This window comes from Erysipelatoclostridium sp. An15 (genome assembly GCF_002160675.1).
Taxonomy (GTDB): Bacteria; Bacillota_I; Bacilli_A; order Erysipelotrichales; family Coprobacillaceae; genus Thomasclavelia; species Thomasclavelia merdavium.
On record NZ_NFLA01000057.1, the window covers coordinates 1 to 14369 of the forward strand.

13 protein-coding genes are annotated in these 14369 nt (G+C 27.2%); 1 reads left to right on the forward strand and 12 read right to left on the reverse strand.

Annotation, left to right across the window (positions count from 1 at the left end):
- The first annotated feature begins 299 nt into the window (after positions 1–299).
- Positions 300–1700 carry an IS110 family transposase gene (locus B5E92_RS13185; protein WP_087302962.1) on the forward strand — a complete coding sequence of 467 codons (1401 nt, stop codon included), beginning with the start codon at positions 300–302 and terminating at the stop codon, positions 1698–1700.
- A gap of 194 nt (positions 1701–1894) precedes the next feature.
- On the opposite strand, the gene B5E92_RS13190 is transcribed toward B5E92_RS13185, so the two are convergent.
- From B5E92_RS13190 to B5E92_RS13245, 12 genes are all read right to left on the reverse strand, one after another.
- Positions 1895–3430, reverse strand: coding sequence for a lipopolysaccharide biosynthesis protein (locus tag B5E92_RS13190; RefSeq protein ID WP_087302964.1), 1536 nt, complete (start codon positions 3428–3430; stop codon positions 1895–1897).
- Between the two features lie 18 nt (positions 3431–3448).
- Complete coding sequence (locus tag B5E92_RS15395) at positions 3449–4231, reverse strand: O-antigen ligase (protein ID WP_143357592.1); 783 nt, start codon at positions 4229–4231, stop codon at positions 3449–3451.
- 535 nt (positions 4232–4766) lie between these two features.
- Entirely contained in the window at positions 4767–5963 is a 1197-nt protein-coding gene (locus B5E92_RS13200) for a glycosyltransferase (protein ID WP_087302968.1), read from the reverse strand.
- Between the two features lie 69 nt (positions 5964–6032).
- Entirely contained in the window at positions 6033–7199 is a 1167-nt protein-coding gene (locus B5E92_RS13205) for a glycosyltransferase (RefSeq protein WP_087302970.1), read from the reverse strand.
- A 68-nt stretch (positions 7200–7267) separates the two neighbouring features.
- On the reverse strand, positions 7268–8386 hold the full coding sequence (locus B5E92_RS13210) for a glycosyltransferase family 4 protein (protein ID WP_158095238.1): 1119 nt from the start codon (positions 8384–8386) through the stop codon (positions 7268–7270).
- Between the two features lie 5 nt (positions 8387–8391).
- Complete coding sequence (locus B5E92_RS13215; protein WP_087302974.1) at positions 8392–9561, reverse strand: glycosyltransferase; 1170 nt, start codon at positions 9559–9561, stop codon at positions 8392–8394.
- Positions 9561–10604 carry a nucleoside-diphosphate sugar epimerase/dehydratase gene (locus B5E92_RS13220; RefSeq protein WP_087302975.1) on the reverse strand — a complete coding sequence of 348 codons (1044 nt, stop codon included), beginning with the start codon at positions 10602–10604 and terminating at the stop codon, positions 9561–9563. Before B5E92_RS13220 ends, B5E92_RS13215 begins: the two co-directional genes overlap by 1 nt.
- Complete coding sequence (locus tag B5E92_RS13225; RefSeq protein ID WP_087302977.1) at positions 10601–11794, reverse strand: glycosyltransferase family 4 protein; 1194 nt, start codon at positions 11792–11794, stop codon at positions 10601–10603. The genes B5E92_RS13220 and B5E92_RS13225 overlap by 4 nt, the downstream gene beginning before the upstream one ends.
- Position 11795: 1 nt before the next feature.
- Entirely contained in the window at positions 11796–12677 is an 882-nt protein-coding gene (locus tag B5E92_RS13230; protein WP_087302979.1) for an NAD-dependent epimerase/dehydratase family protein, read from the reverse strand.
- A complete protein-coding gene (locus tag B5E92_RS13235; protein ID WP_087302982.1) occupies positions 12674–13294 on the reverse strand; it encodes a sugar transferase in 621 nt (206 codons plus the stop codon). Before B5E92_RS13235 ends, B5E92_RS13230 begins: the two co-directional genes overlap by 4 nt.
- Positions 13294–13896 (reverse strand): sialic acid O-acetyltransferase, encoded by a 603-nt coding sequence (locus tag B5E92_RS13240; RefSeq protein WP_239406475.1) that lies wholly within the window; start codon positions 13894–13896, stop codon positions 13294–13296. Before B5E92_RS13240 ends, B5E92_RS13235 begins: the two co-directional genes overlap by 1 nt.
- A partial coding sequence (locus B5E92_RS13245; protein ID WP_158095239.1) for a polysaccharide biosynthesis protein occupies positions 13893–14369 on the reverse strand: 477 nt, incomplete at its 5' end. The genes B5E92_RS13240 and B5E92_RS13245, both read right to left, overlap by 4 nt.

Here is a 14369-nt window from a genome sequence, read left to right on the forward strand (position 1 = left end):
CCTCGTATAATATGTACGTAATCATTTAATGATTTTTATTAAATTCATTATTGATTGTACATTCTAATTTTAAGATAATAGTTTTGTTTTGGATGAAGGTTTTATTCTCACTCCCTGTGGCTACTTCATGTACGTCCACTTCACAAAGACTTAATCCTTTAATCTTGACATCACTTTATACCCGAATTAGTTTGTTGCAGCAGTGTTTCTACACTTGTCTCCGTATTTGCGAGGTTGCGTTTGTCTTGATTTAGAGGTGCAATTCAATACCGATTACATATGAAAGAAGGTCATTATTTATGGAAAACAATTATATTCTTTACGTTGGCATGGACGCCTCTAAAGGCAAAGCAGATGCTGCTATCCTCAAGGTTTGTGATCGTAGATCTGTTAAACCTAAATTCTTACGAAAAAAACTATCTTTTAAATTTGTTAAATCAGAAGTTACTTCTTTTTTAGATACTGTTAGAAGTTATTCTGATGATAATTGTACCAGTATCTGTTTTGCTTTAGAAGTTACTGGTATCTATTCTACTAATGTCTATAACTTTATTAAAGCTAATCTTAACGATAATGAAAGCATCAGATTTTTAAATACTGATTTTGTCAATCAGTGGCGTAAAGCCCATAACATTGCTAAATCAGATCCTTTAGATGCTCAAACTATTTCAACTATCATTGGGACCGATTCTGATGTTCAGTATGTCAATGACAATGTTTTTGAAAACAAAAACGGATATCAAGACTTGAAAGCTTTAATACACAGACATTATCAGATCAAAAAAATCTATTCTCAAGAAATCAACCGTCTCATCGCACAATGTGATTGTTTATTTCCTGAACTTCAATATGTTTTCGAACCTAAATCAGCTGCTTTTATCGCTGTCTTATCTTCATATCCTACAACACATGATATCATAAATGCTTCTAAATTTGAAGTGTTCAATGTCGTTTATGAAGCTACGAAACATCGTTGTTCGATGGATAAGATTGATAAGCTCTTTGATTTATGCCGGGATACTCTGGTTCCTGATGATATTTCTTCTTACGGTAGAAACATCATCCTTGACCTTGTTGAAAACATTAAAAACATAAAAGGTCAACTTAAAGCAATTCAAAGATATATCGAAGATGTCGTGTCTTTAAATCCGGCTTATAAACTGCTTCTTACAATGACAGGATGTGGTCCTATAACTGCCGCAACTGTGATTGCTGAAACTGGTGATATAAGCAGATTTAAAAATGCAGACTGTTTTGTTTCTTATTCAGGATCAAGTCCTAGAAACAAACGCTCTGGAACATCTGTAGAAACCATGGGCAAGATTTCTAAAAAGGGATCCAGGTATCTTAGACATGCAATTTATATGATTGCTGAATTTGCTAGACGTCATAATCCAGTGCTCAGGCATCAGTTTGAAAGAATCAAGAACGGAAATAAGAAACGTCATAAACTGGCAAATATCGCAATTGCAAATAAGATTGCTCGATATATTTATTCAATTATGAAAAATAAAAGCAGTTTTGTAATCCTTCATGAACATATCATGAGATTACCAGAAGAAACCCGAGACACGTTCTTCAATTCAATATCATTAGACTTTCCTAAAAACACTAGAAAACAAATTTATCAGTATTCTGATATCAATGGTGAAGTTCATAAGTTTGTCTACATTAAATCAGAAGATACGATGATTGTTTAAAGGTAAACAGGAATCTAATGTAAGAGCTTTCAACGATATGGTGTTGAAAAGTTCTTTTCAGTGTACTCTTTTTTGAAAAGAAAGAGGATTTTTATAGAGGATTCACCTCTTAGTCAAGACAAATGCCTGCTAAAGCAATAAATTTTAAAAATTTAATTTATTTATTGACATTTAATAGTTTGTCTTTATATAAATTAACGAACCTTATAGCTTTTTTTTAATATTTTTTCTTTAAATAAATTTTTTGAATATTTATATTCTTCTGTTCTAACAAAAAACAATATAATTAGGACAAAACTCAAAATACAGCAAATACCTTTTAAAAATATATTTAATAATGCATTAAAGCTTATAATATTATTAAAAATAATTAATATCAGAAAATAAATAAAATATACCACATAATATTTAAATATATCAAAAAAGTATTTTTTTATATCTTTTTTAAATAAATATTTATATAAAACATATCCTTCTATAATAGAAGCAATAAATATATTCGTAATTATCGTGCCTATAAATGTACCACTAATTCCCAAGTATATTGTAAGGGGGATTGACAATACTATATTACCAATACCTTCTGCAATAGGCTTATATCTATCATTCCAGAATAAACCCGACGCATCTTTAAAAGTTAAAATAGTTTTTCTCATTCCAGCTGAAAAAAAATTTAAACAAATAAAAAATACTATGTATAAAGAAAACGTATACTGTTCTCCTAACCATATAGTAATAAAATCATTGAAAATAATAAACATTCCACCAGATGTAATTAAGTACAATAAAAAATTTAAAAATAATATATTTTTAAAAACACTATAAATTTTATTTTCATCTTTTTCAGAAATCAAGTTACCTACACTAGCTGTAATCGAAGAAAATATCTGTGTTAAAAATGAATTTATAGATGAAATGATAATTAAATAATTTGAATATATACCAGTAGCACTCAATGAAACAAATTTTGTAATTATTAGATTATCTGTGCCAGTAACAATAACAGATCCTATTTTATGAAAAGACATTGCTAACACATTTTTTTTAATGTTATTAATAATACTTTTAGGAGGAAAAGTTGTTTTCTCCTCTAAAAATGGATACATTTTATCTGCAATTCTAGAAATAAAAATATTTTCTAAAAAAGTGAAAATGATTTGGACTATCAAATATACTACATAACTTCTTGTTAAATAAAGTGTTATTATTTGAAAAATACATATAAATAAATTTTTTAAAAATGTTGTTATACTGCTTATATATTGCTTTTGATAACAAATAATCAGGCTTCTTTTATATGTATAAAAATATGAAATACTAATATTTATAACATATAATACATAGTACAGATGATAATTACCGATATTCTGAGGCGGAGTCTCAATAAAAAAATCTAAAAAAGGAGTGATTATTATACCAACAATTAAAATAATAATCCCCAATACAATGTATACTTTTTTATATAAGTACATAATTTGCTTTATAAGTTTTTGATTTTCACATGAACAAGGTTCATATAGAGCAAAGGCCATCGCTGAACCTATTCCCAATTCCGTTAAATTAAGCAATGACAAGACGTTTGAAAAAAGCCCATTTATTCCCAAATAATTAATACTTAGAAATTTAAGAAAGAATGTTCTATTGATAAATTGTAATAAAATTGAAAAAAAATATATAACTGTTGATATTTTCACATTTTTTATGCTATTTTCCGTTCTACTTTCTTTCAAAAACATCACCTCATTTTATTAAATCAAATAAAATAAAAAAAATCTGATATCCATAAAAATTGTTAGTCCAAAGCAATAGTATAAAAATACCATTCTAATAATAAACATTGATAAACTTAACGAGTCATTGTACTTAAAATAGATACTAAGATCCCTCTTTAATTTACTTAACCATATTCCAACAACGATTACTGTACCAACGATTCCAATATTAAGTAATAAATCGACATATTCATTATGGGCTAAGTTTTCATTTAACTGATTATTTTTTTCTATGGCAACAGCATTAATGACATTTCCGCCAAATAATTGTTTACTCATATTTTGAGAAAAAAAATACTCTAAATGATTTCTAGCCAAATCTGTTCTATTTGTAGTAGCTGTTTTAATATCATTTGTTTCCAAAGCAATAAATTTTTGATTTATTCTTTGTGAAAATGTATTTAAAATAGTAGCATTGGGATTATTCAAGCCATAATTAAAAATAAAAACAGCCAAACTTATTGAGGTCAAAAAAAGTACAATAGTTTTTAAACTAATCTTATATCTCAATAAAATATAAACAAAGAAAATTAATATTATTCCTAAAATTGCAGTTGTACTCATAGTCGAAACAATCATTATTAATAAAGTAATCGCTAATATAATTTTATTTCTTTTTGTAAATATTTCTAATGTTACTACCGCAAAAAATCCAATTGAAAAGAAAAAGCCCATATAATTCGGATCATTAAACGTTCCCATCCACCTAGTTAGGGTCAAAAATTGTTCACTCGCATCAATTAATTCATTATATCTCATAACATTTCCTGTAAAAATTCCAGTTATAAAAGAAGCAATGCAAGCAAATACATAGTACTTAAAAAATATAACAACATTCTTTTTATTATTTAAAAATTTTGACACATAACAAAAAACAGCAATAAAATTAATTATAAGAATTATTGCATTTTTTAAATCATATGAACTATATGCTAAAGTAATATAAAGCATAATTATGATTAAGATTGTAATATTTTTTTTTGATGAACTTATTTTGCTAGATGTCATTATTTTTAATAGGCATAATACTAAATATGTCGAAAATAATGATAAATTTATTATAGGTATAACAAAAATTGAATGATAAAATAATACAATAGGAAAAATCAAATAAAATTCTTCACTAAAAAAAAGAATAATCATTATCACAAAAATAATTCCCGCTACTATGTTCATTGAAATTAATCCTGTAAATGCTGATATAAAATATATCATACTTAATAATATTCTTTTATAATTTATTTTTAATAATGATAATTTTTTCAAATTTAATTGTGCTATTTTCATCATCTCCTTAACTTTTTATTTTTTCTATATACTTATAAAAATCATTTAACTCCATATTCTTAGAAAAATCATATTTATTTAAGTTTATTTTTATTTCTTTTATTAGATTATTTTTTTCATAAATAGCTTGTATTTTTTCTGCAACTGCCATATCTGTATTTTGAACAACAAACCCTGTTTTACCATTTTTAATTTGATCAAAAGCTGAAGGATATTCAGTTACTATAGGAATAACACCTAACATTTGACTTTCAACAACAGTTACAGGTGTTCCTTCATAGTAAGATGTTAAACAAAATAAATCGCTATATTTTATAAATGGATAAGGATTTTTTTTCATTCCCAGAAAAATCACTTTATCCGATAAATTATTTTTTTCTACTAATGTTAATAACTTTTCTTTTTCTATACCATCACCTATAATAGTCCATAAAAAATCAATATTGTCATTTTTAAGTTCTTTTGCGGATAATACAACTCTATGTAATGCTTTTACAGGATCAAAACGTGCAACAGTTATAATCTTTAATCCACTAAATGATTTAATTTTTTCTATATATTTATCATCAGTATCTTCACACGCTCTTTTTAAAACTAATTCTTTATCTAAAATATTTTTTATTACAACTGTTTTATAAGAAAAATCAGGATGTAATTTACAAAAATCAATTTTACATGCTTCTGAAATTGTTACAATATAATCTATTTTTTCTATCCAATCTATTTCTAAAGATGGTGTATCAGTTATTTTGCTATATAAAGAATGCAACCAACACATTTTTATATCGGCATCAATTCTATATGCTATATATTTATCAGACCATCCTTCCATCCCACCTATTGCAATGTCAAATTTTTGATTTATCTTTCGAGAAAAGTATTTCGCTTGAATCTCACTAAATAGAGTGCTTGGAAATTTATTTTTTTTATTCTTTATTTGGTAGCTTAATCCTTTAAATAAATAACCTTTAAATATTGCTAATAATATTTTCTTTATATCATTAACTAAATTTTTTTTTGAAGCAGCTGGTTCTAATAAAGTTACATTTTCAGGAATATAATTAAATAATTCTCCATTATTTCTATATAAAATCAAATAAACGTCATATTTACTTCTATCAATTGCATTTATTAGCGAGAGTAAGCTTGTTGTACTCCCTCCAATTATCATTGAATAATATGCAAATAAAATCTTTTTCTTCATTAATCAATTCACCCATATTTATTTTAAATTTTTTGTATACTTTAGTTATTATTAATAACTTTTTTATTTTCATAAATTACTTAACCATTCCATAATTTTTTTTGTTTGTATAACATTATTTTTAGTATTTAAAACAAATTTCTGCGCCATTTTACCCTTTTTTCTTAATTCTTTATCTGTTAAATTTAAAACATATCTAAACATATTAGCTATTCCGTCGACATTTTCATTTTCTATTATATATTCATACTTTTTATATTCATCTGGTATTCCTGGTAAATCAGTTGCTAATAGAGGAGTACCTGATGCCATATATTCTAAATTCTTAGATGGAAAAGAATACTTTGTAAATTCCTCGTTTGATGGTCTAGGATTAATAAGTAATGTAGCTTTTTTTTGCTCTTTAACTATATATTCATTAGGTTTGGTTCCAAAATACTTAATATTAGAATTTTTCTGGCATAAATCTATTAATTCGTTTTTAAAATCTCCATCCCCATATATATGTAATTCTGAGTTCAATACCTTAGCTTTGATAAAACCTTTTACTAAATACTCAATCCCATATATTTTTGCTAACGTTCCAGTATACATACAAACTTTTTTTTCATATTTTTTATATTCAGTTTCACCAAGAATTGTATAATCAACACTACCTTCTATTACAATATATGGCTTATTTTTATGTGTAATATTATTCACAATATAATTATTCATTTCATCAGTGAGCAACACATAATTATCAAACATCGTAATTATCATATTATTAAATCTATTTTTTCCTTTATCAGATAAAAAATCTGGTAAATCTGTAATTATACCAATAGATTTAATTCTTAGAATTTTAGATGCAATTACTGCGCCTAATGAAACTGATTGATTCAAACAGTCTGCTATTAAAAATACATTATCTTTGCATTTTGCTAATTTGAACATTTCAATCATTGCAGTTAAAATTATAAAAATATTTTTTAAGATAGGTAAATTTATAACCGTTAAATAGTTATAAAAGATTGAACCTTCTTTTTCATAGCTCTTTTTTATAAACATTTTATTACAATTTTTTCTTGTAACAGGCAATGCACTTAAAATTTGGATATCACATTTATTAAATGCAAAACCATTACATAATAATTGATGGAACTTTTGAACTTGAAACCCTGCATATGTATTATTTTTAAATAGATCCTTGTTTTTTTGTTTTGAAATAAGACATGATGCATAGATTATTCTCAAAATAATCACTTCCTTTCTTTTTTATGCATAAAATGATTATTTACACCAAAACTACTATTCTATTGACATTATTCATATGTTTCGTTATCTTCTATCTTTTTAAAAAAATCAGCATGTATCGCACTCATATTTTCTAATGTATATTTATTGATTTTATTTAAGCAATTTTCCATAATAATCTTTCTTTTTTTATTCGATAAAGAAAAAAATAAATTCGTTTTTTCTAGCAATATTTCTTCACTTTCAATATCAATTATATAACCATTTTTCCCGTTCTCTATTAATTCTAATCCTGCAATACATTTATTTGTTGTTATCACCGGTAATCCTTGTGACATAGCTTCATTAATAACTAATCCCCAAATATCTTCCCTTGTAGGTAAAACAAAAAGATCAGCGCTTCTATACCAACTTAATATCGATTCTTTATCTTGAAAATCTACAAAATATAAATTATTCATTTTATATTTTTCTTTTAATTTTAGATATTCATTTGTTGGTTTGCCACCAATAATATATATTCCAATAGATTTATCTAAATCCTTATACGCTTCAATCATCCAATCAAAGCCTTTTCTATAAATGAATTGACCAATTGATAAAATCACTTTTTCTTCTTTTACTTTATTTTTAATTTTATTTTTTTCTTTTTCTATATATGAAATGGGCTGATTTAATATTTCATTTTTATAAATAGAAGTAAATGGATATTTATATATTCTTTCTTTTTCTGCGCCATAGTAAACAAGATATTTATTAGTTTCATTTCCTGAACTTAACCAGTATTTTGCTGAAGAAATAAAAAATGTTTTAACAATTTTTTTTAATTTTTTTTCATCATAATTAATAAATCCACCATCAGCATTTAATATGTATGGTATATTATGCATTCTCATATAAACGCTAGCAATCATTGCAGTTAAAGAACTATATCCTCCCAAAATAATAATATCAAAATCTTTTCTCAAATATTTTATGATGTCAAAAGATGCAGATGCTTCATTACCTATACTCTTAGATTTAAGAAAAATACCATTAAAATTAAATTCATTGTTATACCATTCGTCATTTCTGTCATCTGCCTTTTTTCTTTCAAATAATACTGTTAAATCACAATATCTATTCAATTCATTAAAAAAATTAACACGATATGGTGACGCTAAATTAGTAATATATAATACTTTCATAGTCATTATTCCTTCATTAATTTTAAATAAGTATCATTTATAAATTTCATTTTTATACATTTTTGTTTAATATCAGCTTTATTAATATTCAAAATTTTTATAACACTTTCGTCAACAGATTTACTAAATATTGTCGTTGATTCATCAGCAAAAGCACTTTCCGGGCTACCACCTGTATCAAATGTTATTACTGGTGTTCCACATGCTATTGCTTCTAAATTTACAGTTGGATAATTATCTTCTAATGTCGGATTAAAAAGAACTTCAGCTGCACTATACCATTTGACTAACTCCTGTACATTTTCTGTTCTAGTAATTCCAATGATATTATCAGATACTTTTTTTTGCTGGTTTTTATTAAGTCCAATTAAAACAATTTGATAATTACTATCCAATCTCTTTGATAGTTTAATAAATATATCTAAACCTTTTCTTTTATCCCAAACTGAAGCCACGCCTAATATTACTTTTTTATTTTTAATACTATATTTTTCTTTAATATTTGATTTAGTATACTTAAATATCTTTGTATCTACACCATTATTGATTACTTCTATTTGGTACGATTTTAAGTACGATTTTTCTACTTCATTCTTAAGCCATTCACTTGGTGTTACTAAAATCATATTTTCGACATTATTAAATATCTCTTTTTTTCTATTGAAATTTTTCTCGACTTTAGAAAATATTGCTTTTGGGTATTCATTTTTATTCGGACAATTGCTATTACAACATCTTTGCCATTTATTACATTTTGCATAAGTATAATAAGCACAATGACCTGTAAAAGCCCAACAATCATGTAATGTCCATATCTTCTTTATCTCTGGATGTGCTCTTAAATATTTAAACAATATTTCAATATTTACATAATATCCATGGATATTATGTAAATGAATGATATCTGGCTTAAATTCATCTATTTTTTTTATAAATTCTTTCGTTGCTTGTTTACTACCAAAGCCACTTGCATCAAATAATCTAGCTTTTAAAACATGTAAATAAATATCTAATTTATTTCCTATTTTAATTGTTTTAGACCCTTTTGGTGCTTCTCCTCTTCCATATGCAATACAACATTCATGCCCTGCTTCAACAGCTACTTTGTAAAGATTTTTACAAATTGATCCTGTTGATCCATTACAGACCGAATTAATAAATAATATCCTAGACATTATTTATTCTCCCATTTCTTCAATTCATCTCTTACTAACTTGACTTCCATTAATTTTTCTTTTACTTCTTCTAAGGACATTAGTCTAGTGTTATTTGAATTAAACTGTGTTAATGTATTTTTTCCCATTCCTTCAAAGAAATACTTATCATAGTTTAAATCTCTTTTATCAGCCGGTACTCGATAAAAATCACCCATATCAATTGCGTTAGCACATTCTTCATCAGTAAGTAGTGTTTCATACATCTTTTCTCCATGTCTAATTCCTATTACTTTGATTTCATTATCAGCATGGAATAATTCTTTTACTGCCTTAGCTAATACTTCAATTGTACAAGCAGGTGCTTTTTGAACAAAAATATCGCCACTTTCTCCATTTTCAAATGCAAATAACACTAAATCTACTGCTTCTTCTAATGTCATGACAAACCTTGTCATCGTTGGATCTGTTACTGTTAAATCATTTCCTTCTTTTATTTGATTAATAAAAAGAGGTACCACACTACCTCTTGATGCTAATACATTTCCATATCTTGTACACATGATTGCTGTTTTATCTGGATCTACTGTTCTAGACTTAGCTACGATTACTTTTTCCATCATTGCTTTACTTGTTCCCATTGCATTTACAGGATAAGCAGCTTTATCTGTTGATAGACATACTACTCTTTTGACTCCACATTCAATTGCTGCTGTTAAAACATTTTCAGTACCTAAAACATTTGTCTTAACAGCTTCAATTGGAAAGAACTCACAAGATGGTACCTGTTTTAAAGCTGCAGCATGATAAACATAATCAACCCCATGCATAGCATTTTTAATACTGTTTATATCACGGACATCACCGATATAAAACTTAAGTTTATAAAAAACATCAGGATATTTAGCCTGATACTCATGTCTCATATTATCTTGTTTTAATTCATCTCTAGAAAATACTCTGATTTCTTTGATATCAGTTTCTAGAAATCTGTTTAATACTGCATTACCAAAGGAACCAGTTCCTCCGGTAATCAGTAATGTTTTATCTTTAAATTGACTCATACAAGTTCCTCCATACATTTTTCTAACTTTGATATCAGTTTATTTTTATTAAAATTATTTTTTCCATAACAGTATGATCTTTCTTTATACTCGTTCAACAGATCATTTGGTAATTCAATAAACTGATTGCACACCTTTACTAGTCCACCTACTGAAATATCCTCACTTACTATTCCGGCCTTTGATTCTTCAATTATTCTTTTTCCTTCTCCACTAACACAACCTAATATTGGTACACCACACGCTAAATATGTTTGTAATTTTGCAGGAATTGTCATTTCAAAAACCGGATTTGGTTTAAGTATCAAAAGTGCTGCATCTGCACCTTTTAAATATTTAGGTATTTCTTTTTCGGGATGAAACCCATGAAACTTTACTCTATCATTGATTTCATATTCATTTACCAGTTTTTCTAATTTTTCTTTACTTCTTCCTTCACCAACAAAATGCCAGCATATTTTTTTATTTTTTAATACTTTTGCAGCTTCAATAGCTAAGTCGATTCCTTGAGCTTCACCTATATTACCGGTAAATACGATATTGAAATAATCCTTATTATATATGGATACTTCTTCATCTGTTTTATTTACTGTTGAATACTGAGGCCAGTATCTTACCTTGTCTTTATCTTTAATTCTTTCTTGTATCTTTGATACAAAGCTAGGACTTGCAGTTAAAATAAGATCGCAATGTCTATAAATATAATTTACCATCTTATTGACTAATCCAATTATTATTGAGTTAGTCATTCCAGTTACTGCAACAATGTTTTCTGGCCATAGATCCTGAATGTTTATAATAATAGGTATATTCTTTTTCTTTTTTAATTTGATTGCTGGTAAAGCTACGGTTATCGGTGATACTTCAAAAACATAAATCAAATCAAAATCTCTATTTTGAAGTTTTTTTAATTTCTTATTTGCTTCAATTACAAAACTAACATAATTTCTAATTAGATTAACTGAGCCTGTTTTCCTTGGTCTAAGCTTACAGCGATAAACTGGTATATCATTCCATACCTCATCACAGTTTTTTGTATCATCATAACCTTCAAAATATTCTCCCTTAGGATAATTAGGCAATCCTGTTAATACAGTAATTTCATGACCTCTTTTTTTCAATTCTAAAGCAAGATCATTGATTCTAAAATTTTCAGGATAAAAATACTGACTGACAATTAATATTTTCATATTAACTGCTCACCTCTGTCTTTTCTATCGATTCCCTTAGATTATAACGGCAATAGTTTTCACTATATTGACTCATCGATTTTTCATATACCAGATTTCCAAAAGCCTTATTGCATAAACCGCTTATCTTACCCGGTACCTTAGAACCGATAAAAACACCAATATTCAATATACCTGATATTCTTATTCCAGGATTAATAGTTTTTACTATTGTAGTAGTACTTGTATATTCGCTGTTTTGAGGATAATAGATTCCTTGAGCATTATTACTAATCATCAATCTGACAAACTCACACAAGTTTTCTACATAAAGCATACTTCTTTGATTGTTGATTTTTGGAAATACCGGTAATTTTTTGGCTAGTTTTGATAACATCGGATAATTTCCTTTGCTACCTTTTCCATAGATCATTGGTGGACGAATAATAACAAGATTAAAACTGTCATCCTGTAATGGTGATAATTTTATTTCCGCCTGTAACTTACTATCACCATAAAAATTTACTGGTTCAGGCTTTGTATCTTTTGTAATTATCTTTGTTTTACCATATGGCGCACTTTCACCATAAACAATTATTGATGACATATAGATAAACTGTTTTACTTTGCTTTTTTTTGCTTTCAAAGCTGTTTCATATGCCAAATCACAGTTTACCTGATAATATAATTTCTCTGTCTCTTTTGATACTTTCCCGACATCAGCATGAGCTATCCCAGCTACATGAAAAATGGAATCATAACCACTAAAATCATATTCTTTCCAGTTTGGTTCCATCATATCCAATGTATCGATTTGATATTCATCTGGATAATTTCCATAAATGTATTTTTCAAACGATGTTCCGATATAACTATTTGCTCCAGTTATCAGGATTTTTTTCATGATACTTCACCATCCTTTTTATGAAGCTCACCAGTTCCTCCTTCTACAACTCCATCTGATCTTAGTACTGATGTTATTGTTCCAAAGAAACATTTCAGATCAAATAAAAAAGAGATACGCTTAACGTATTCTCCATCCAATCTTGCTTTTACTGGTATTTCCAATTCATCTCTACCATTGATTTGTGCCCATCCTGTTAATCCCGGTTTAACATTATTAGCCTGATATTTATCTCTTTCAGCAATTAAATCATCCTGATTCCATAATGCTGGTCTTGGTCCAATAATTGACATTTCCCCTTTTAAGATATTAATTATTTGTGGCAATTCATCCAAGGAAGTTTTTCTTAAAAACTTACCTGCTCTAGTAATAAATTGGTCGGGATTAGCTAACATATGAGTAGGCATATCTTTAGGGGTATCAATATACATTGTTCTAAACTTATAAATATTAAAGTTTGATTTATTGATACCTATTCTTTTTTGTTTAAACAAAATCGGTCCTTTACTATCTAATTTTATCCAGATACATAGAATAATAAAAACAGGACTTAATATAATAAGTCCACATAATGATAAAATAAAATCAATGATTCTTTTTATTACTTTTTTATACATTAAATCCCCACCTCAAAATCATATTCATCCTTTAACTTAATTACACAACCATCCTCTATATCACTACCAGCTTTTATCTTAGTATTAAAAGTAACAGTACAATTACTCCCTATTCTTGACATCGAACCAATCAAAGTATTAGGTCTGATAACACTGTTAGAATAGATTAAACAATAATCTTCTATAATAGCATCATGATTAATTGTAGTATTCGCTGTAATGATACAGCCTACTCCAATACTAGCATTAGCCTCTATTATTGCATTATTAAAAACAACAGTACCTTCTTTTATTGATGCACATGGAGAAACAACTGCATTATAAGCGATAATAGAAATGACATGATATCCTATACATTTTGCTTTATTGATCAATTTCTTTCTAAGTTCGTTATTGCCAATAGCTATAAAAATATCTTCATATTCAGAATAATAATTATCCATTTCATTAATACAGCCTATCACTTTACAATCATTTACAATTTTATTTACATAATTATCATCGAGAAAAGCAATCGTATCATAAATTTTTAAATCTCTAACAATATCTAAGCAGCATCGCCCATGTCCACCTGATCCCACAATTAATAATTTTTTCATCATTTTGTTATTACAACCTTTTCCTTTTTTATATTTTTATAGTTATATGTCGGAACCATTTTCTTCACAAACTCTTTTATTTCATTTTTTTCTTCATATGCTTCTTCTTTTAACTCTTTTAAATCTTCAAAAAAACTGTCTTCATCCAATTCAATTGGTTTTCCAATATGGATCATATGATTTGGTGTATCCTGTAATCCCTCTTCTTCCATCAATAGCTCTTCATACAGCTTTTCTCCCGGTCTTAATCCGGTATAAACTATATCAATATCTACATCTGGTTCATATCCTGATAGCTTGATCAGGTTTCTTGCCATATCTGCTATCTTGACTGGTTCTCCCATGTCTAATACAAAAATCTCGCCACCTTTGGCATACGCTCCGGCCTGCAGTACCAGACTTACTGCTTCGGGTATCGTCATAAAGTATCTGATGATATCTGGATGCGTTACCGTTACCGGTCCTCCTTCTTTGAT